General features: G+C 53.4%; 20 protein-coding genes and 1 riboswitch. Of the genes, 19 read left to right on the top strand and 1 reads right to left on the bottom strand.

Annotated features, from left to right (window positions below; translation table 11 throughout):
- The first annotated feature begins 7 nt into the window (after positions 1-7).
- The 4 genes from RB297_RS15440 to RB297_RS15425 all read left to right on the top strand — a co-directional run bounded on the left by RB297_RS15440 (position 8) and on the right by RB297_RS15425 (position 1,677).
- Positions 8-145: a hypothetical protein gene (locus RB297_RS15440; RefSeq protein ID WP_012819087.1), complete on the top strand. Its 138-nt coding sequence runs from the start codon at positions 8-10 to the stop codon at positions 143-145.
- A gap of 239 nt (positions 146-384) precedes the next feature.
- On the top strand, positions 385-648 hold the full coding sequence (locus tag RB297_RS15435) for a DUF1294 domain-containing protein (RefSeq protein WP_012819088.1): 264 nt from the start codon (positions 385-387) through the stop codon (positions 646-648).
- Between the two features lie 126 nt (positions 649-774).
- Entirely contained in the window at positions 775-1,209 is a 435-nt protein-coding gene (locus tag RB297_RS15430; protein ID WP_375120898.1) for a universal stress protein, read from the top strand.
- A 189-nt stretch (positions 1,210-1,398) separates the two neighbouring features.
- Positions 1,399-1,677, top strand: a complete 279-nt coding sequence (locus RB297_RS15425; RefSeq protein ID WP_375120897.1) for a hypothetical protein — start codon at positions 1,399-1,401, stop codon at positions 1,675-1,677.
- A gap of 31 nt (positions 1,678-1,708) precedes the next feature.
- Here RB297_RS15425 and RB297_RS15420 read toward each other — a convergent pair whose 3' ends face one another.
- A complete protein-coding gene (locus tag RB297_RS15420; RefSeq protein ID WP_375120896.1) occupies positions 1,709-2,320 on the bottom strand; it encodes a histidine phosphatase family protein in 612 nt (203 codons plus the stop codon).
- 569 nt (positions 2,321-2,889) lie between these two features.
- A riboswitch (purine riboswitch) is annotated at positions 2,890-2,991 on the top strand.
- 192 nt (positions 2,992-3,183) lie between these two features.
- Between RB297_RS15420 and purE the strand changes: the two genes are divergently transcribed.
- The 15 genes from purE to RB297_RS15345 all read left to right on the top strand — a co-directional run bounded on the left by purE (position 3,184) and on the right by RB297_RS15345 (position 21,102).
- On the top strand, positions 3,184-3,669 hold the full coding sequence (gene purE, locus RB297_RS15415; RefSeq protein WP_009592351.1) for a 5-(carboxyamino)imidazole ribonucleotide mutase: 486 nt from the start codon (positions 3,184-3,186) through the stop codon (positions 3,667-3,669).
- On the top strand, positions 3,666-4,853 hold the full coding sequence (gene purK / locus RB297_RS15410; protein ID WP_192569696.1) for a 5-(carboxyamino)imidazole ribonucleotide synthase: 1,188 nt from the start codon (positions 3,666-3,668) through the stop codon (positions 4,851-4,853). Before purE ends, purK begins: the two co-directional genes overlap by 4 nt.
- A 3-nt stretch (positions 4,854-4,856) precedes the next feature.
- Positions 4,857-6,152 (top strand): adenylosuccinate lyase, encoded by a 1,296-nt coding sequence (purB, locus tag RB297_RS15405; RefSeq protein WP_009592336.1) that lies wholly within the window; start codon positions 4,857-4,859, stop codon positions 6,150-6,152.
- Between the two features lie 264 nt (positions 6,153-6,416).
- The gene (locus RB297_RS15400; protein ID WP_036661950.1) at positions 6,417-7,307 is read left to right on the top strand and encodes a phosphoribosylaminoimidazolesuccinocarboxamide synthase; all 891 of its coding nucleotides are present in this window, start codon (positions 6,417-6,419) and stop codon (positions 7,305-7,307) included.
- Between the two features lie 49 nt (positions 7,308-7,356).
- Positions 7,357-7,602, top strand: a complete 246-nt coding sequence (gene purS, locus RB297_RS15395) for a phosphoribosylformylglycinamidine synthase subunit PurS (protein WP_012819094.1) — start codon at positions 7,357-7,359, stop codon at positions 7,600-7,602.
- A gap of 4 nt (positions 7,603-7,606) precedes the next feature.
- Entirely contained in the window at positions 7,607-8,296 is a 690-nt protein-coding gene (purQ, locus tag RB297_RS15390; protein ID WP_012819095.1) for a phosphoribosylformylglycinamidine synthase subunit PurQ, read from the top strand.
- Entirely contained in the window at positions 8,274-10,517 is a 2,244-nt protein-coding gene (purL, locus tag RB297_RS15385; protein ID WP_375120895.1) for a phosphoribosylformylglycinamidine synthase subunit PurL, read from the top strand. Before purQ ends, purL begins: the two co-directional genes overlap by 23 nt.
- Positions 10,502-11,980, top strand: coding sequence for an amidophosphoribosyltransferase (purF, locus tag RB297_RS15380; protein WP_009592356.1), 1,479 nt, complete (start codon positions 10,502-10,504; stop codon positions 11,978-11,980). The genes purL and purF overlap by 16 nt, the downstream gene beginning before the upstream one ends.
- 180 nt (positions 11,981-12,160) lie before the next feature.
- Positions 12,161-13,201 (top strand): phosphoribosylformylglycinamidine cyclo-ligase, encoded by a 1,041-nt coding sequence (purM, locus tag RB297_RS15375; RefSeq protein ID WP_375120894.1) that lies wholly within the window; start codon positions 12,161-12,163, stop codon positions 13,199-13,201.
- Positions 13,201-13,809 carry a phosphoribosylglycinamide formyltransferase gene (gene purN, locus RB297_RS15370; RefSeq protein ID WP_096774969.1) on the top strand — a complete coding sequence of 203 codons (609 nt, stop codon included), beginning with the start codon at positions 13,201-13,203 and terminating at the stop codon, positions 13,807-13,809. Before purM ends, purN begins: the two co-directional genes overlap by 1 nt.
- Positions 13,810-13,965: 156 nt before the next feature.
- Positions 13,966-15,513 carry a bifunctional phosphoribosylaminoimidazolecarboxamide formyltransferase/IMP cyclohydrolase gene (gene purH / locus RB297_RS15365; RefSeq protein WP_375120893.1) on the top strand — a complete coding sequence of 516 codons (1,548 nt, stop codon included), beginning with the start codon at positions 13,966-13,968 and terminating at the stop codon, positions 15,511-15,513.
- 215 nt (positions 15,514-15,728) lie between these two features.
- Complete coding sequence (purD, locus tag RB297_RS15360; RefSeq protein WP_096774970.1) at positions 15,729-16,997, top strand: phosphoribosylamine--glycine ligase; 1,269 nt, start codon at positions 15,729-15,731, stop codon at positions 16,995-16,997.
- Positions 16,998-17,538: 541 nt separating this feature from the next.
- On the top strand, positions 17,539-18,849 hold the full coding sequence (locus RB297_RS15355; protein WP_009592303.1) for a sugar ABC transporter substrate-binding protein: 1,311 nt from the start codon (positions 17,539-17,541) through the stop codon (positions 18,847-18,849).
- A 97-nt stretch (positions 18,850-18,946) separates the two neighbouring features.
- Entirely contained in the window at positions 18,947-20,260 is a 1,314-nt protein-coding gene (locus RB297_RS15350; protein WP_096774971.1) for a sugar ABC transporter permease, read from the top strand.
- Complete coding sequence (locus RB297_RS15345; RefSeq protein WP_009592355.1) at positions 20,260-21,102, top strand: sugar ABC transporter permease; 843 nt, start codon at positions 20,260-20,262, stop codon at positions 21,100-21,102. The genes RB297_RS15350 and RB297_RS15345 overlap by 1 nt, the downstream gene beginning before the upstream one ends.
- Positions 21,103-21,172 lie beyond the last annotated feature (70 nt).

The following is a 21,172-nucleotide window of genomic DNA, read 5'->3' as shown; positions in this document are numbered from 1 at the left end:
GATTTGCATGCCGAACCATAAAGCGAGAAAGACCGAAAACCAGCAGAACAAATCAAGCATTCTGGAGGAGAGCAAAACCCTCAAGCCGAAAAAGGCTGCAGACTATGTTCCGAGCCTGAACGAAATATCCAAGAACGAATCTTGATGGCTCGTGGCGGTTAAGAAATGTTTGGGTTGTCATTATGCCGGGCACGGGCCGGTCGGACCTTACGACCGCCGGCCGGTGTCCTCGTAATGGCATCAGGGACAGCGCTTGGCGTCATGCCCCTAGGGCATGGCCGGGCATTGTCTTCATCGGCCTGCGGTTTTATAATAGCGGTAGAACGTATAGCTAATGGCTGATTGGCAAGATCGATCAGTTGAAATGGGGGTGCGTGAACCAACGTGAGACCTGCACTGATCGTTTGGTTTATTTTTATCAATGCGGTAGCCTATCTGGTCATGTCCGAGGATAAACGGCGTGCCCGGCTGGGACGGGATCGCGTTCCGGAGAGGACGCTTTTTCTGTTGGCCGCCATAGGCGGGGCTTTGGGCGTATGGATCGCGATGTACCGCAAGCGTCATAAGACGAGGCATTTATCATTTAAAGTCGGAGTACCGCTGCTGCTAGTCGTAAACGTTGCATTGTATACGTATTTCTGGGGTTAGCTTGTTTGTTGCCATGATTTACATAGGGGTGTCGCCGACAGTTAGTCGGCAAGCTCGTTTCATACCGGTATGAAGCTGTTTAATAATAAGTAGTAGGTCTTTTAACAACAGAAAGAGGTGGCCTGTATGCTTTTTACTAAAATTCTTCTAGCTTACGACGGCTCCAAAGCAGCGAATAAAGCGCTCGGACGTGCAGTGGAACTTGCCAAGGTAACGCCGGGAGCGACGCTGGATGTCATTCATGCTTACGATTTTCCTCGCTTCTTCGTTGGGGAAGGGCTTGCCCCGATTCCAGCTTCACTCAATAAAGATGTTTACGATCTGGCCGTGCAGACGACGGAGGAAATCCGCGAGCGGATCGAGAATTCGGGCGTTAACGGTCAAGTGGAGATGATCCAGGGTCCTCCGGCCGAGGTCATCCTGGAGTATGCGGATCAGAACGGCAGTGACCTGATTGTCATCGGCAGCCGCGGTCTTGGCGGCATCCGCGAGTTCGTGCTGGGCAGTGTCAGCCATAACGTGGTGCAGCATGCAACGATTCCGGTACTTGTCATAAAATAATGTGGAAGGGACGCGAAGGCGTCCCTTTTTGATAGGAACGTATACACTTCAGTCGACTCACCCTCCTGATCTCGCAAGAAAAAATTCGTCCAATGCGGTCTATCTTCTTATGAGATACGTCGATCGATTTTTTTCTTATAGCGCAGTTCAATGTTGGGTGTTCGTGATTATTTGGTCAAAGGAGGTCCTATGGAAATTATACTTCTTATCATCTTGGTCGTTCTGGTCGGACTTACGGCTTCAAGCCGAATGACGGCCATAGAGAAGCGAATGAAACGGCAGCAGGCCGCGTTGAACCAAATCGCAAGCCATTTAGGAATACCCGAGCCGCCGGTGCCTGCGGAAGTCAAACGGCTGCTGCAGGAAGGGCAGGATATTAAAGCGATTAAAACCGTAAGGGAAGAATTGGGATTGTCTCTGGTTGAAGCCAAACAATATGTAGATGCCATCAAGCATGGGGAGCGGTAGAACAGGCAGGACGTGAATGTACGATGCTCGATTATAAGTGAGGGGTGGCATTCTCGATGGTAAGCTCCCAACGCCCGTCGCGATACTCGATTCGGTGCAGCCCGGTGTTCGCCGCCGGGAAGAACGGATTCTTATTGGTCCAAGCCGTATCTTTAATTAGATGATAAATGATGTTGATCACTCCCCCGTGTGTGACAACCAGTACGTTCTCATGATGATCCGCCGATTCCTGATCCTGGCATAGTTTGGTGAAGGTATCCTTGATCCGCTGGAAATTTTCTAGCGGGCTCTCACCTCCAGGGTATTTCTCGTCCATCCGTAAGCTGGAAAAATACAGCCCGGGGAATTTCTCTTCCGCTAATGCGTGGGGCATTCCAGCGAGCAGACCGTTGTTGGTCTCCCGCCATTCCTCGGAGCCGATCAGCGGCAGGCTAAGTTTATCAGCAATGATTGCGGCTGTCTGACAAGCCCTTTGCAGATCGCTGCAAATGATCCGCCAGATATTAAATTCATGCTTGTGTTCATTCAAGTACTGCCCCAGCTTCTCCGCTTGCCTGATCCCTTCATCGGTGAGCCCGCGCTGGCTCCATCCTCCGCGATATCCTTCTTCGTCCTGACCATGCCTTACGAAATAGATAGCCATGGGTTCCTCCTTAGAAATAGATTCTGCTTAGTGACATCCAAATATAAATGTCTGATTAGATATTTTGTCGTATTTCATATTCACGTCGGATGATAAGATTTCGACACTCACCCCCATCTTCCTTGTAAATAATTACAATTAAAGAGCAGAACACGGTCTTATTTTATTCTGCGATAACACTTTTCCCTTACCCTCTATGCAGCAGCAAAAAAGGTTCTCGCTCCAGCGGAGCGGACGAATCGTGGATGTAGAAGCGCCAGCGTTCGCCTTTAAACACGGGAAACCTCCATTATAGTTCAATCCAGTTTCCCGTGTTTAACAGCGATCGGAATCACGATGCGTCAGCGCAGCGCTGCCATCACTGCCCATACCATTTTTATGTACGGCCGTTGCCCGTGCCTTCAATAAAGCCCGCAATCTCCAAGAAGTTTTTGCTGCAGCATTGCTTACTCCCTAGATACGAACATTATTTTTTCTGTAAATCCGATTGTTCGTGTTTAGGTTGACATTAGGTGTCAGAAATTGATAAACTGAGGATGTTGAGGTTCAAAATAACTTATGAAGCATGATTGATGAAATTGAATATGTCTCGTATAAAGCCGGGGATATGGCCCGGAAGTCTCTACCCGAAAACCGTAAATTTTCGGACTACGAGGGAATACAAACGGTGCGGCAACGACGGGGCTTGGCTTCATGTTTGCTTCTTAGGCGGCGGATGCGCAAGACTCTTCCGCTTGACGCAGGCGGCAGCGTTCGTAATCCTTGTATGTCCGAGACCTGCACAGAACTTTGTGTTTACGGGATCGGACTTTTTTTTCAGCAGTCATATGAATGTCGAATTTCGCAGAAAGCGGGGGTAACTCATGACAGCACAAGTAGGAGTCATTATGGGAAGCCAATCAGATTGGGATACGATGTCCCATGCATGCCAGGTGCTAGACGAGCTTGAAATTCCTTATGAGAAAAAAGTCGTATCCGCTCACCGGACGCCGGACCTGATGTTCCGTTATGCCGAGGAAGCGGAGGGCCGGGGGCTTCGCGTCATTATCGCCGGAGCCGGCGGAGCTGCGCACCTGCCCGGGATGGTCGCTTCGAAAACGGTGCTGCCGGTCATCGGCGTTCCGGTTAAATCGAAAGCGTTGAAGGGTCTGGATTCATTGCTGTCGATCGTACAGATGCCAGGGGGCATTCCGGTGGCAACCGTAGCGATCGGCAAAGCCGGAGCCACGAACGCCGGGTTGCTCGCAGCCCAAATTCTGGGCACCTCGGATGCAGGGATTCGCGAAAGAGTGCAAGCGCGCCGGGACCGGATCCGGGACGAAGTGCTGGAAAGCAGCGATAACCTATGATGGAGAACGGAGCACAGCAGATGCGAGCATCCGGCAGAAAGCTTTTGCCGGGTTCCGTCATTGGCGTACTCGGCGGCGGGCAGCTCGGACGAATGATCGCGCTGGACGGAATCCGGATGGGATATTCGTTCGTCACCCTTGATCCGACGCCGAACTCTCCGCTCGGCCAGATGGCCGAGCAGGTTACGGCCCGTTACGACGACGTCGAGGCTGCCCGGCAGCTCGCGGCGAAGGCCGATGTTATTACCTACGAATTCGAAAATGTCGATGCGGGCGTGGCCCAGCTTCTGGAGGAGCAGTCTTATGTTCCTCAGGGAAGCAAGCTGCTGTACACTACGCAGCACCGCTTGCGCGAGAAGGCCGCGATCGAAGCGGCCGGCGTGCCGGTTGCACCGTATCGTGAAATAACAAGCTTGGAAGATTTGTTGTCCGCCGCCTCCGAACTTGGACTTCCATGCGTGCTAAAGACCGCCACGGGAGGTTATGATGGTAAAGGGCAAGCGGTTCTCCGCAGCGAAGATGAACTCGAATCGGCTTACAAGGAGCTGGCTGCCAGCGGGACTGAGCTGGTATTGGAGAAGTTCGTCAAATTCGCATGCGAGATTTCCGTCATTGCGGCGCGTACGCCCAGCGGCATCGTGAAGAGCTTCCCGCCGGCAGAGAACGTGCACGTCAACAATATTTTGCACTTGTCGATTGTGCCTGCGCGCGTGCCGAGCGAAGTAAAGCGCAAAGCATGTCAGCTCGCGGAACGCGTGGCTGAAGGTTTGGGAGCTGTTGGCCTGCTGGCCGTCGAGATGTTTGTGACCGAGGAGGGGGAGTTGTTCGTGAATGAGCTTGCGCCTCGTCCGCATAACTCGGGGCACTACACGATGGAGGCATGCTCAACCTCTCAATTCGAGCAGCATGTGAGAGCGATTTGCGATCTGCCGCTCGGGGATACGACGCTGCTGAGCCCGGTCGTCATGGTGAACCTCCTGGGGCAGCATCTGGAGGAAGCGGTACGGCGTTTTGGAGAGCACGACGCGCTTGCAGAGTCTCTCGGCGTTGTGCCCAAGCTTCATCTTTACGGCAAAAGCGAGGCGAAGGCTAACCGCAAGATGGGACATATCAACCTCTTGTGCGGGGACGTCGATGACGCGCTCGAATGGGTAGAGAAAACTAATATTTGGAGGCAGGATTAAACGATGATTGAACGTTACAGCAGACCGGAAATGCGGGCGATTTGGACCGAGGAGAACAAGTTCAGAGCATGGCTGGAAGTGGAATTGTGCGCATGCGAGGCATGGGCCGACCTTGGCGTCATTCCGAAGGAGGACACCGTTAAGCTTCGCCAGAATGCGACCTTCAATATAGATCGGATTTATGAAATCGAGCAGGAAACCCGCCATGATGTCATCGCTTTTACCCGTGCGGTGTCGGAAAGCCTTGGCGAGGAGCGCAAATGGGTCCACTACGGCTTGACTTCGACGGATGTGGTGGATACCGCGATGGGATATCTGCTCAAGCAAGCCAACGATATTCTGGAGCAGGACATCCTGCGCTTTATCGGTATTTTGAAAGAGAAAGCACTGGCTTACAAGCATACCCCGATGATGGGCAGAACGCATGGCGTGCATGCAGAGCCGACGACCTTCGGCTTGAAAATGGCGCTGTGGCATGAAGAAATGATCCGCAATCTGGAGCGTTTCCGCCATGCGGCTGACGGCGTGCAGTACGGCAAAATTTCGGGTGCTGTCGGCACGTATGCCAATATCGATCCTTCGGTCGAAGAATTCGTTTGCCGCAAGCTCGGCACGAAGGCGGCGCCGATCTCGACCCAGACGCTGCAGCGTGACCGTCACGCGGAATACATGGCGACGCTTGCCCTTATCGCTACTTCGCTCGAGAAATTCGCTACCGAAGTACGCGCGCTCCAGAAGAGTGAGGTTCGCGAAGTAGAAGAGGCATTCGCCAAAGGACAAAAGGGTTCCTCCGCAATGCCGCATAAACGGAATCCGATCGGTTCGGAGAACATCTCGGGCCTTGCCCGCGTCATTCGCGGCCACATGGTTTCCGCTTACGAGAACGTGTCGCTCTGGCATGAGCGGGATATTTCCCACTCCTCGGTAGAACGTATCATCCTGCCGGACGCTACGATGCTGCTGAACTACATGCTGAACCGCTTCGGCAACATCGTGAAGAACCTGACGGTCTTCCCGGAGAACATGAAGCGCAACATGGCCCGCACATATGGCGTTCCTTTCTCCGGCCGGATCCTGACGAAGCTGATCGACAAGGGCTTCAGCCGCGAGCAAGCGTACGACACCGTTCAGCCACGCGCCATGCAGGCGTGGGAAGAGCAGCGTCAATTCCGCGAGATCGTGGAATCCACGCCTGAGATCACCGAGGTGCTCAGCGCCGAAGAGATCGAAGATGCCTTCAATCCAAGCTGGCATCTGAAGCATGTGGATACGATTTTTGCCAAGCTGGGACTGGAGTAATTAAGATACCAAATTAATCCGCATTCATAAAAGATCTAGAGAAATTCAATTTCTACAACGGAGAAGGCGGAATTGTTTTGGAGAAGCGATAGCGGTCTCCTGAAAGCTTTCCATCGGAAAGCTAGCATCGAAAGCATATGCTGCCCCCGGATTTCAACCATTAAATCTTATGTAATAGAAATCTGGGGGCAACAGAGATCGGAAAAATAATCCGCATTCGTAGTGATGACAGGCAGACAATCTCTAGTCTAAGGGGAGGAACACATGACATTACCGGCATTATCGACCGCCACTCATCTGGTCAATGTACCGCTGCTGTACAAGGGCAAGGTTCGTGAATTGTACGACCTGGGCGAGCACGTACTCATCGTAGTAACCGACCGTATTTCCGCTTTTGACTATGTGCTGGAGCCGCCCGTGCCGGCTAAAGGAACCGTGCTGAACAAGCTGAGCGCCTTCTGGTTCGAACAAACGGAGCAGCTAATCCGCAATCATGTCGTGCATACCGACGTGAACCTGCTGGGCGATGCCGTCAAGGACAAGGACCTGCTGGACGGACGCATCATGGTGTGCCGAAGGGCCGAGCGCATCGATATCGAATGCGTCGTGCGCGGGTACATCACCGGCGGAGGCTGGAGGCAGTATCAGTCGTCGGGTGAGGTCAACGGCATTCAGCTGCCGGAGGGCCTGCGCAAGAACGAGGCCTTTCCGGAGCCGATCTTCACGCCGGCGGCCAAGAACGATGTCGGTCATGACGAGGACATCCCGCTTTCCCGCATGAAGGAGCTTGTCGGCGAGGAACTGGCATTGCAGCTGCAGGACAAAAGCCTGATGCTGTACAAGTTTGCCCGCGATTACTGCCGCAAGCAAGGCATTATTTTGGCCGATTGCAAGTTTGAGTTCGGATTGATCGACGGAGAGATCGTTCTGATCGACGAGATTTTCACGCCGGATTCCTCCCGTTTCTGGGATGAGAAGAATTATGCGCTCGACATTGAGATCGACAGTATGGATAAGGAGCCGGTACGCACGTATCTTGCTTCGTCCGATTGGGATAAGAACAGTGAGCCGGATCCGCTGCCGCAAGCCGTGGTGGAGGAGACGACCCGCCGCTACAGCGATATTTACAGCCGAATCACGGGTGTTAGCCTGTAAGCTTTGATAAACCATTTCATTCATATATACCGAGGAGGAACAGGATACAATGTTGAAAGCAAAGGTCTACGTCACGATTAAGCAGAGCGTATTGGACCCTCAAGGGGTAGCGGTGCAGGGGGCGCTTCATTCGATTGGGTACAAGGAAGTGGAGAGCCTGCGGATCGGTAAATATATGGAGCTTGAGCTGGGTACGGACAACCGTGAGGAAGCCGAGCTGCGAGTGAAAGAAATGTGCGAGAAGCTTCTGGCCAATACGGTGGTAGAGAACTACCGTTATGAATTGGAGGGCTAAACCAATGAGATTTGCAGTGCTGGTCTTTCCTGGCTCCAACTGTGACATTGACTGCTATAAGGCGGTAGAAGAGACGATCGGTCAGCCGGTGGATTATGTATGGCATACGGCAACGGACCTTTCCCCATACGATTGTATTTTGGTGCCCGGCGGATTCTCCTATGGAGATTATCTGCGGTGTGGTGCGATTTCCCGGTTCGCCCCGGTCATGAACGAAGTGGCAAAAGCGGCGGAAGAGGGCAAGTATATTCTGGGCATTTGCAACGGATTTCAGATCTTGACGGAAGCCGGACTCCTTCCGGGAGCCCTGCGGCGCAACGATTCGATGAAATTCCGCTGCCATGACACGGTGCTTAAAGTGAACAATAATACAACGCCGTTTACCCGCGATTACGCGGAGGGACAAGAGATTGTCATTCCGATCGCGCATGGCGAGGGCAACTATTACTGTGATGAAGAAACGCTTCAAAAGCTCCGGGACAACCGGCAAATCGTATTTACGTATCAAGACAATCCGAACGGCTCGATCGAGGATATCGCGGGCATCTGCAACGAGCGCGGCAACGTGATCGGCATGATGCCGCATCCGGAGCGCGCGGTGAGCAGCCTGCTCGGCTCGGATGACGGTAAAGCAATGTTTACATCCATATTACAGGCATGGAGGGATACTCATGGCGCAGCAAACGTCCGTTAAGGAACCGACGGCAGAACAGATCGCAGAGCATCAGATTTACAAGCAGATGGGAGTTTCGGACAGCGAGTATGAGCTGATCTGTTCCTTCATGGGACGCAAGCCGAATTACACGGAAATCGGCGTATTCAGCGTCATGTGGTCCGAACACTGCGCCTACAAAAACTCCAAGCCCTTGCTTCGCCGCTTCCCGACAAGCGGCCCGCGCGTCCTGATGGGCCCGGGCGAAGGCGCAGGGATCGTCGATATCGGCGACAACCAAGCGGTCGTATTCAAAATCGAAAGCCATAACCACCCTTCCGCTGTAGAGCCTTACCAAGGCGCAGCTACGGGCGTAGGCGGCATAATCCGCGATATTTTCTCCATGGGGGCAAGACCGGTAGCGATACTGAACTCGCTTCGTTTCGGCAAGCTGGAGAGCGATCGCGTTAAATATTTGTTCGAACACGTGGTATCCGGCATAGCCGGCTACGGAAACTGCATCGGAATCCCGACGGTAGGCGGCGAGGTGGTATTCGACGAGAGCTACGAAGGCAATCCGCTGGTCAATGCGATGTGCGTAGGCGTTATCGACCATGACAAGATTCAGCGCGGCGTTGCAAAAGGGGTAGGCAATCCGGTCTTCTATGTCGGGCCACCAACTGGCCGCGACGGCATCCATGGCGCGACCTTCGCTTCCGTAGAACTGACGGAGGAATCCGAAGCGAACCGTACGGCCGTTCAGGTCGGCGATCCGTTCATGGAGAAACTCGTGATGGAATCCTGCCTTGAGCTGATCGATTCCGGCATCGTGCTGGGCATTCAGGATATGGGCGCGGCCGGATTGACTTGCTCCAGTGCAGAAATGGCAAGTAAAGCAGGCAACGGTCTTGAGCTGTACCTGGATCAGGTGCCTCAGCGCGAAGAGGGCATGACGCCTTATGAAATGATGCTGTCGGAATCCCAGGAGCGCATGCTGTTCGTCGTTGAGCCGAAACATGAAGCGCAAGCGCGCGAAATCTTCGAGCGCTGGGGCGTAATCTGCGCCAAAGTCGGCAAGGTAACGGACGATGGCCGCCTGAAGCTGATCCACCACGGCGAGGTGGTTGGCGACATGCCGGTTAAAGCGCTCGTCGACGAGTGCCCGATCTATAACAAACCATCCCAAGAACCGGCTTATTATCAAGAGCAGGCTGCGGTGGATACGCTCCGTTATGAAGAAGTGAAGGACTTGGGCGGCGCCCTCAAGAAGGTGCTCGGTTCGCCAAGCCTTGCAAGCAAAGCATGGGTCTACAACCAATACGATTATATGGTTCGCACCAGCACGGCCGTTCGTCCGGGCTCGGATGCTGCCGTCGTAACGGTACATGGAACGCGTAAAGCCCTGGCGATGACAACGGACTGCAACGGTCGTTACGTCTACCTCGACCCTGAGCTCGGCGGCAGAATCGCGGTCAGCGAAGCGGCGCGCAATATCGTGTGCTCCGGTGCCGAACCGCTGGCAATTACGGATAACCTGAACTTCGGAAGCCCGGAGAAGCCGGAAATTTTCTGGCAGATGGAAAAAGCCGTGGACGGCATGGCGGAAGCTTGTCGTGAGCTTGAAACGCCGGTCATCGGCGGAAACGTCAGCCTCTACAACGAGAATGCCAAAGGCGCGATTTATCCGACGCCGGTTGTCGGCATGGTCGGCCTGATCCATGATACGGATCATATTACGACGCAAGCCTTCAAGGCGGAGGGCGATGCCATCTACGTTCTGGGCGATACCCGTGCCGAACTGGGGGGCAGCGAGTTCCAAGCGATCCTGCACGGGGTGTCGGAAGGAAGACCGCCGGAGCTGAACCTGGATACCGAGAAGAAATTGCTCGGCGGCGTACTGAAGGCCATTCAATCGGGTCTGGTCCAATCGGCGCATGACGTGTCGGAGGGCGGACTTGCAGCAGCGCTTGCGGAAAGCTGCATCAGCGGCGGCATCGGCGCGAGCGTGAAATGGGCAACCGATCTGCGCAACGACGTGGCGCTGTTCAGCGAGAGCCAATCCCGGATCGTGCTGTCCGCGTCTCCTGATCACAAGAATGCGCTGGAGAAGCTCCTGCAAGAAGCGGGCGTTCCATTTACCGCGCTTGGCGTAGTCGGCGGAAACAAGCTTAGCATTAACATTAACGGTGCTTCTGCGCTGGAAGAATCCGTGGAGGCTTTGAAATCCGTCTGGGAGGATGCCATTCCATGTCTCATGAACTGATACCCGAAGGACTGTGGACAGGGGATTACTACAATGAGGGAACAGGTCAGAGCGATATTTTCGATACTTTAAAAGAAGAGTGCGGCGTATTCGGGGTGTTTGGGCATCCCGATGCCGCCTCCCTTTCCTATTACGGGCTTCACGCCCTCCAGCACCGCGGCGAGGAGAGCGCGGGAATCTGCGTGGCCGACGGCGAGAATTTCAATTATCACCGCGGTATGGGGCTGGTAAAAGAAGTGTTTGATAAAGACAAGCTGGAATCGCTGCAGGGCAGCATGTCGATCGGGCATGTCCGGTATTCGACCAGCGGGGACAGCAGGCTGACGAATGCGCAGCCGCTCGTCTTTAAATATCGTGAGGGCAATCTGGCGATTGCCACGAACGGCAACATCGTGAACGAGCCGAAGCTTCGGCGCGAACTGGAGATGGAAGGCTCCATTTTCCAAACGACCAGCGATACGGAGGTCATTGCGCATCTGATCGCGCGTTCGCCGAAGGATTTTGTCGAGGCTGCCAAGGATGCCTTGCAGCGCCTGGTGGGCGGCTTTGCGTTTCTGCTCATGACCAATGACAAGCTGCTCGTCGCCTCGGACCCGAACGGACTCCGTCCGCTCACGATGGGTCGTCTGGGCGATGCGTACATCTTCACCTCCGAGACCTGTGCGCTTGAAGTTATCGGAGCTGAGGCGATTCGCGACGTCGCTCCCGGGGAGCTGCTGATCCTCGATCGGAACGGGCTTCGGGAAGAGCGGTACACGGAAGCGGGACGCAAAGCGTTGTGCGCGATGGAATATATTTATTTTTCCCGTCCGGACAGCGATCTGAACGGCTCCAACCTGCATTCGGCCCGCAAACGGATGGGCAGCAAAATGGCCCTGGAATCGTTCGTGGATGCGGATGTGGTCACGGGCGTACCGGATTCCAGCATCTCGGCCGCCATCGGTTATGCCGAACAGACGGGCATTCCTTACGAGCTGGGATTGATCAAGAACAAATACACGGGCCGGACGTTCATTCAGCCGAGCCAGGAGCTGCGCGAGCAAGGCGTGAAGATGAAGCTGAGCGCGGTACGGCGCGTGGTCGAAGGCAAACGGGTGGTCATGATCGATGATTCCATCGTACGGGGAACCACGTCCCGCCGGATCGTCAATCTGCTTCGCGAAGCAGGCGCGACTGAAGTGCATGTGCGAATTACATCGCCGCCGTTCAAGAACCCATGCTTCTACGGCATCGATACGCCGGACCGCAGGGAGCTGATCGCCTCCGAGAAAAGCGTCGAGGAAATCTGCCGTGAGATCAATGCGGATTCCCTGTCGTTCCTGAGTCCGGAGGGACTGATATCCGCCATTGGCGGTTATGATGAGCACAGCCCTAAAGGCGGCTTGTGCATGGCATGCTTTGATAATGAGTACCCGACGCAGATTGATTTCAACGGGGAAGAGAAGATGGGCTGCAGCTGCTGATTCTGCGCAGCGGACAGCCATTTTTTCTCGGATACACCCTTTAAGTGAATATTCAAAAAGGTCGGTTTTCAGCACCGGGAAGGTTGGTTAGAACAACCTCTTTAAGCTGATTACTGATTAAGCCCATAAATGATGTGTGAACTGATACTTTCGTCATAACGAAAAAGGAGTGTTGAGCGCGTGTCTGATACTTACAAACAAGCAGGCGTGGATATCGCTGCAGGCAACGAAGCGGTAGAGCGGATGAAAAAGCATGTCAAAACGACTTTCAGGCCGGAAGTCATGACGGACCTCGGTGGTTTTGGCGCACTGTTCAAGCTGAATAAAGACCAATATGAAGAGCCGGTACTCGTCTCAGGCACGGATGGCGTCGGCACAAAGCTGAAGCTTGCATTCGCGATGGACCAACATGATACCATCGGCATCGATGCGGTAGCGATGTGCGTGAACGATATTGTGGTGCAGGGCGCAGAACCGCTCTTTTTTCTCGACTATTTAGCGTGCGACAAGGTCATTCCGTCCAAAATCGAATCCATTGTCAAAGGGATCGCCGACGGATGCAATCAAGCGGGCTGTTCCCTGATCGGCGGGGAAACGGCGGAGATGCCGGGCATGTACAGCGAAGGCGAGTATGATATCGCGGGCTTTACCGTGGGCATTGTCGACAAGAGCAAAATGATCAACGGGTCGAATATCGCGGCAGGCGACACGGTGATTGGTTTGGCATCCAGCGGCGTGCACAGCAACGGCTTCTCGCTCGTCCGCAAGCTGCTTCTGGAGGATGCCGGCTACTCGCTGCAGCAGGAACTCCCGGAACTGGGCGGACGTCTTGGCGACGTGCTGCTCGCACCAACCAAGATTTACGTGAAGCCGCTGCTCGGACTGCTGAAAGAGATCGAAATAAAGGGCATGGCGCATATCACGGGCGGCGGATTCATCGAGAATATTCCGCGCATGCTGCCGGATGGCGTCAACGTGGACATCGAATACGGCTCTTGGCCGATTCTGCCGATTTTTAAGCTGATGCAGGAAAAAGGCGACATTTCGAACAAGGACATGTTTACGACATTTAATATGGGAATCGGCATGGTGCTTGTCGTCAAGGAGCAGGATGCTGACGGGGCGCTGCAATTCCTCCGCTCCGCAGGCGAAGAGGCTTATGTCATCGGCCGCGTGACCGAAGGCGAGCGCATCGTAACCTTCACGGGAGCTGAGGTGTAATGAGAGCGTTTCGGATGGCGGTGTTCGCTTCCGGGAGAGGCAGCAACTTTCAGGCTTTGGTCGATGCGCAGCAAAGCGGAGCCCTGGGCGGCGAGATCAGCATTCTGGTATGCGACAAGCCTCAGGCTCCCGTAGTGGAGCTGGCTAAAGCAGCGAATGTGGATGTATTCGCCTTTCAGCCGAAGGAATATGCCTCAAAGGAAGATTACGAACGGGAAATTGCGGCAGAGCTTCAGCAGCGCGGTGTCGAATTGATTGTCCTTGCAGGATATATGCGGCTATTGAGTCCTTCCTTTGTCGAGTTCTATAACGGACGGATTATCAATATTCATCCTTCGCTCCTGCCTGCTTTTCCAGGTAAAGACGCGATCGGCCAAGCGCTTGCGTATGGCGTGAAGATGACCGGCGTCACGGTGCATTTCGTGGATGGCGGCATGGATACCGGGCCGGTTATCGCTCAGAAAGCCGTTGAAATCAAGGACGGCGATACGGCGGAAACGCTGGCAGAACGCATTCACGCCGTGGAGCAGAAGTTATACTCTGAAGTCGTTTCCTGGTTTGCCCAGGGGCGGATTTCGCTGAACGGGCGGAATGTGACGATTGCCTAATAGGCATTTGTAATAAAAGCGGACAAGGTCTTACAGTGAATCGACATGTTCGATATTTCTCGGGAAATAATTTGCAATTATGGATCTTCGACAGCATCTACGGTATCAAGACAGGCCTAACTTAGTAGATTTTCATTCAAAATAGGGGGTATGAACGTGGGTATCAAAAGAGCTTTGGTCAGCGTGTCGGACAAAACCGGCGTCGTGGAATTTTGCCGCGAGTTGTCTTCATTGGGTGTAGAGATCATTTCGACAGGAGGGACGAAGAACCTTCTAGCAAAAGAAGGCGTTCCTGTCATCGGCATTTCCGATGTGACCGGATTCCCGGAAATTCTGGACGGACGCGTCAAAACCCTTCATCCAGCGGTGCACAGCGGCTTGCTTGCCATTCGCGACAGCGAGGAGCATCAGCGTCAAATGCAGGAGCTGGGCCTCGATTACATCGATCTGGTCGTGGTGAACCTGTACCCGTTCCAGGAAACGATCGCGAAGCCGGATGTCGAGTATGAAGATGCGATCGAAAATATCGACATCGGCGGGCCGACGATGCTGCGTTCGGCTGCGAAAAACCATGCTTTTGTGAGCGTGGTTGTCGATGCGGCGGATTACGGCAGCGTGATCGAGGAAATCCGCGGCGGCGGCGATACGACGCTGGAAACCCGGAAGCGCCTTGCAGCCAAGGTATTCCGTCATACGGCTGCCTACGATACGCTCATTTCCGATTATTTGTCGAATGTGACAGGGGATCCGCTTCCTGAGCGCTTTAGCGTCACCTACGAGAAGATCCAGGATCTTCGCTATGGCGAAAATCCGCATCAAAAGGCGGCATTTTACCGGAAGCCGCTGGCTCCTGCGGGAACGTTGACGACCGCCGAGCAGCTGCACGGCAAAGAGCTCTCCTACAACAATATCAATGACGCAAACGCGGCCCTCCAGATCGTGAAGGAATTCGACGAGCCGACCGTGGTGGCCGTGAAGCATATGAATCCTTGCGGCGTCGGCATCGGGACGAATGTATTGGAAGCTTATCAAAAAGCTTACAATGCGGATCCGACGTCCATCTTCGGCGGCATCGTGGCCGCAAACCGGACGATTGACGCTCCGACGGCCGATCTGCTGAAGGATATTTTCCTTGAAATTATCCTGGCACCGGACTTCACGCCGGAGGCACTGGAGATTCTGACGAAAAAGAAAAACATCCGTCTGCTGAAGATGGGCGAGTTCGGCTCGGCCAAGGAGCGCCAAAGCACGCTTGCCGTAACAACCATTGAAGGCGGCATGATCGTGCAGGAAAGCGATGTGCATTCCCTCGATGCGGCTGACCTGAAGGTCGTGACGGACCGCGAGCCGACCGAAGCCGAGCTGAAGCAGCTGCTCTTCGGCTGGAAGGTGGTCAAGCACGTCAAGTCGAACGCAATCGTATTGGCGGCTAACGACATGACCGTCGGCGTAGGCGCAGGTCAAATGAACCGTGTCGGTTCCGCGCGCATTGCGGTGGAGCAGGCGGGAGAGAAAGCCAAAGGCGCGGTTCTCGCTTCCGATGCCTTCTTCCCGATGGGCGATACGGTGGAGCTTGCGGCGAAAGCCGGCATTACCGCCATCATTCAGCCGGGCGGCTCCATTAAGGATGAGGAATCCATTAAGGCTGCCAACGAATACGGGATCGCCATGGTCTTTACCGGCGTGAGACATTTCAAGCACTAATTCATGAGCATATAAAGGGAGCTTTGCTACAGCCGTCAGGCTGCTGCTGAAGGATCACCTTTGATTCAGCAACATATAGAGGCGACGCCGCGCTTAGCGCGCGCCGCCTTTACGTTTAAGGGGCGAAAGGTCGACTTATCGCTTTGCCCCGTAAATGATTCATGCAATGAAACGATATCGCGGGCAATAATGAAATGATTCGGGAGGGGTAAACCATGGATATTTTGGTTATCGGAGGCGGCGGAAGAGAGCATGCCATCGTTTGGGCACTGGCAAAGAGCCCGAAAGCAGGCACCATTTACTGTGCGCCGGGCAATGCCGGAATCGGGCAGCTGGCCGAGTGCGTGCCGATTGCGGTATCGGAATTTGATAAGCTGGCGGCTTTCGCCGTAGAGAAGCAGGTGGGTCTCATTGTTGTCGGTCCGGATGATCCGCTGGCGGAAGGCATCGTGGATGCGTTTGACGCTACGGGCATCCCGGTATTCGGTCCGCGTAAAAACGCGGCCGAAATCGAGGGCAGCAAAACCTTCATGAAGGATCTGCTTCATAAATACAACATACCGACTGCGGCTTACGCGAAGTTCGACAATTACGAGGAGGCGCTTGCTTACTTGCGCCAGCAAGGCGCGCCGATCGTCGTCAAAGCGGACGGGCTCGCAGCAGGCAAGGGCGTTACCGTTGCGCGGACCATCGAGGAAGCCGAGCAAGCACTCAGCGACATCATGCAATCGAAGGTGTTTGGCGATGCCGGAAGCCGCGTAGTTATCGAGGAGTTCCTGGAAGGCCAGGAAATGTCGATCCTCGCCTTTGTGGACGGAGAAACCGTGAAGCCGATGTCAGCCGCGCAGGATCACAAGCCGGCCTATGACGGGGACCAGGGGCCAAATACCGGAGGAATGGGAACGTATTCGCCATTGCCTCATATTCAGCCGTCCATCATCGAAGAGGCCATTGAGACGATCATCAAGCCTACGGCAAAAGCGATGGTTGCCGAAGGACGTCCGTTCCGTGGCGTTCTGTTTGCCGGATTGATGATCACGCCGGACGGCAGACCGAAGACCATTGAATTCAATGCCAGATTCGGCGATCCGGAAGCGCAGGTTGTATTGCCGCGCCTGAAGACCGATCTGCTTGACGTTTTCCTTGCTGCCGTGAACGGAACCCTGGCTGATCTTGAGCTGGAGTGGGGCGATGAAGCAGCCGTATGCGTCATACTGGCTTCCGGCGGTTACCCTGCATCGTATCCGAAAGGAATCGCGATCACCGGCCTGGACAACGAGCAGGACGGGACGATCGTATTTCATGCGGGCACTTCTCGCGATGCCGATGGAACCTGGAGAACGAACGGGGGGCGTGTCCTGGGCGTTGTCGGTTTAGGCGCAGATATCGCTGCGGCACGCGCGAAAGCCTATGAACGGGCAGAAGCGATTGCGTTCGAAGGCAAGTTTAACCGGACGGATATTGCGCTGAAAGCACTGCAATAAGCAAGCTCATTCACTAACAACCATGCGTAAAAATAAAGGACTGCCGCAGATCGGTTTCTAAAGATCACAAGCGGTAGTCCTTTCTTGCTGTTATCGGAAATGCATGGGGAAGCCAAGCTTAGAGGCAAGATCCGCTCATGTCAGACCCGGGCAGATCTGTTTCTATTTCCCACTATTGTGCAAACGTTTGTTCAACAAGCAGGCATTTATGATGGCTTCTTGTCTCAAATAACGTGCAGAATGACAGGATTGCACAGGATCTGCACAACTATTTTTATGATAACTTACGAAATACAGTGAATACCGAAGGTAATAGAAGATTATATGACTAAAACGGGGAAAAATGATCTGTGCAAACGTTTTTACATTCGATATTAAATGTTGTATGATGTTTTCAGTGAATGAAGCGCTTTCTCAACGGGATTTTTCCTGAGTATCTCGCCAGATGCTACATAGAAAAAGAGACGCTGAAAATTTTCTGAAATCGTTTGCGCAGATTTCCAACATTTTCTGATCATTTATTGAGAGGGGTAATCATGGAATGAAGATGAAGAAGTTACTTACGCTAGCTGCAACCTTCACGTTGGCGTTCTCCATTACAGCGTGCGGAGGAAATACGGCCGCTCCAGCTACGGAGGCACCTGCTGAGACTCCGCCAGCACAGGAAACGCCGGCCGAAAATACAGAGACACAGGAACTTAAGCCAGAAGAGGGCGCGAAATTGGTCGTATGGGAAAGCCGGGACGAAAGAGCTTACACCGATGCGGTCGCCAAAGAATTTACCGAGAAATACGGCGTTGAAGTGACCATTGAAGAATTGTCCCCAACTGATCAAGTAACCAAGCTTGCGCAAGACGGACCATCCGGCTTGGCTGCCGACGTCGTACTGTTCCCTCACGATAACCTGGGTAAAGCCGTAGCGACAAACCTGGTTCTGCCTAACGATTTTTATGAAGAAAAAACGAAAAGCAACAACACGGAAGCCGCCATCCAAGGCGTAAGCTATGACGGCGTTCTGTACGGATACCCTCGCGCTGCGGAAACTTACCTGATGTACTACAACAAGGACTTGGTAAAAGAAGTTCCGACAACGATGGAAGAGGTTATCGAATTCAGCAAAACCTTCACCGACAAATCCAAGAACAAGTATGGATTCATGTTCGAGACAGGCAACCTGTACTTCGCTTATCCGTTCCTTGCTTCCAACGGTGGATACATCTTCGGTAACGGCGGTGCCGACGTCAACGATATCGGCCTTAACAACGAAGGCGCAGTGAAGAGCATGGAAGTATATGCAAGCCTTAAGGAAATCCTTCCGGTAAAATCCGGCGATATTACGCCTGATATCAAACGCGGATTGTTCACGGCCGGCGATCTGGCGATGGACATTAACGGACCTTGGGAGCTTGGCGGATACAAAGAAGCGCTTGGCGACAAGCTCGGCGTTGCTCCAATCCCGACGATCGGCGGTCAGCCTGCCGTATCGTTCTCCGGTATCAAAGCTTGGTACGTAAGCTCGTTCACGAAGTATCCGCAAGCAGCTCGTCTGTTCGCCGACTTCGCAACGTCCAAAGAAGCACAATTGCAATTGAGCGCATTGGTTGGTTCGGTTCCGACCAACAACGAAGCTCAAGAAGACGATCAAATCAAGAACGACGAGTATGTATCGGCATTCACGGAGCAGTTCAAATCTTCCCAGCCGATGCCTTCCGTACCGGAAATGGCTAACGTATGGTCTCCAGTAGGCGCTGCGCTGGCTGAGATCTGGGACAACAACAAAGACGTGAAAGAAACGTTGGATAAAGCTGTAACTCAAGTGAAAGACCTCAACAGTGGTGGAGCTGGCGAGTAATAGCGTTCTTATATAATACGAGACAGATGAAGAAGTTCACCCGCCGAACAACCGGCGGGTGATTCCTCGATTATACGGAGAGGAGAATGGAGGGAGCATGCGTCAACATCGTATCACAGCGGCCGTATTATCAGCCATCTGCATGGGTCTGGGTCAGCTTTACAATCGGCAATGGATCAAAGGCGTTATTTTACTTATCGTAGGCGTATTCAGTCTGTATTACTTCATTAACAACCTGGGTGATGCCATCTGGGGAATGGTAACATTGGGAGAACAGGGGAGCCATTTAGAAAAAGTCAACGGCTTGACCCAAATGGTAGCGGGTGACCATTCCATCAATCTCCTGATTGAAGGACTTATCACCTTAATTATGTTTGCGCTCTTTCTTATTGGCTACTATGCCAATATCAAAAACGCATATAACGCTGGAAAACTAAGGGAAAAGGGTGTAACGCCCAACAATTTCAGACAGACCCTTTACTATATTTTCGAATGGAAATTTGCGCAATCTTTCCTGACACTGCCGGCGATCGGTATTTTGTTTTTTACGGTCATGCCGATCATCTTCATGGTCCTGCTGGCGTTTACGAACTATTCCGCTCCAAACAATCTGCCGCCTGCAAACCTGGTGGATTGGGTTGGCTTCAAAACCTTTACCAACCTCGTTGCACTAAAATCGTGGAGCCACACCTTTTTCGGGGTTCTGACCTGGACGATCATCTGGGCGGTGCTCGCAACGGTTACCACGTATTTCGGCGGCGTGCTCGTGGCGCTGCTTATCCAACAAAAAGGAATTCGCTTCAAAGGCGTATGGCGCGTCATCCTGATCATTCCATATGCGATCCCGCAGCTGATCTCGCTGCTTGTCATGCGTAATATGTTTAATGGACAGTTTGGCCCGATCAACCAGTATTTAAGGTACTTCGGTTTGGAAGGACTGCCTTGGCTGACCGATCCGGTCTGGGCTAAAGTGACCGTTATCGTTGTTAATATGTGGGTCGGTATCCCTGTATCCATGCTCCTCGTGATGAGCGTTCTGACCACGATTCCGAAGGATCTCTATGAAGCGGCGGACGTGGATGGAGCGACCGGCTTCCAGAAGTTCAAGATCATTACCCTGCCGATGATTTTGTTCTCGACGGCACCGGTGCTGATTACGCAATTTGCCGGTAACATCAACAACTTTAACTTGATTTTCCTCCTGACGAACGGTAACCCGGTGGTGGGCGACTATCAATACGCGGGAGCGACGGACCTGCTCGTCACCTGGCTCTATAAACTGACGCTGGATCAGCAGCGTTACAGCATGGCATCGGCCATCGGTATTATCATCTTCATGATTATTGCGACCTTCTCGATTTACAATTATCGTCGTACCAGATCATTCAAAGAGGAGGATATGATCCAATAATGGGAATTAAAATGAGAAACGCGATCCGCCTGACGGCAAGCTACATCACGCTTGTCATCATCGCGATCGGCTGTATTTACCCGGCGCTCTGGATTGTTCTGGCCTCTTTCCGTCCCGGAAAGTCGTTGTACAGCAAATCCTTGATACCAGAATCCTTCACGCTCAGTCATTATAAAGAGCTGTTCACGTCCCAAAGCTTCCTGTTTGGCACATGGTACATGAACACGCTGAAAATTGCGGTGTTCTCCATGATTATCGGGACCATTCTTGTCCTGCTTACTAGTTATGCGGTATCCCGCTTCCGGTTCAAAGGCCGTCAGAATGCGCTATCGGTCATTCTCGTGCTGGGGATGTTCCCGGGCTTCATGAGCATGATCGCCCTGTATATCCTGTTGAACTCCCTGGACCTGCTGAATACGCATGCCGCGATGATCATCGTGTATGCGGCCGGGGCGCCGCTTGGCGGAACGCTCATCATGAAGGGCTTCCTGGATACGATACCGCGAAGCTTGGATGAAGCGGCGAAGATAGACGGAGCCACCAACTTCCAGATCTTCCGCAAAATCATTCTGCCGTTGTCGAAGCCGATGATCACGTATATGGGCTTGACGCTGTTCGTAGGCCCGTGGGTAGACTTTATCTTTGCCCGGCTCGTGCTCCGGACCAAGGAAAACTGGACGCTCGCCGTCGGTCTGTGGGATCTCGTCAACTCCACCCAGGACAGCAACTTTACGTTATTCGCGGCGGCATCGGTGCTGATCGCACTGCCGATCACCCTGCTGTTCGTGTTCCTGCAGCGTTTGCTGGTCGACGGCATGACGGCCGGCGCAAGCAAAGGGTAAGCCCAAAAACGGATAGACCAACGCACGATATCATCATAAGACATATAGATAGAGAGAACAGCGAAGAGAC

Origin of the sequence: Paenibacillus sp. CR_12 (assembly GCF_041953985.1) — a bacterium.
GTDB classification, from domain to species: domain Bacteria; phylum Bacillota; class Bacilli; order Paenibacillales; family Paenibacillaceae; genus Paenibacillus_AQ; species Paenibacillus_AQ lautus_A.
Note: the sequence above shows the minus strand (reverse complement) of the source record. Positions and strands in the feature narration are given on the sequence as shown.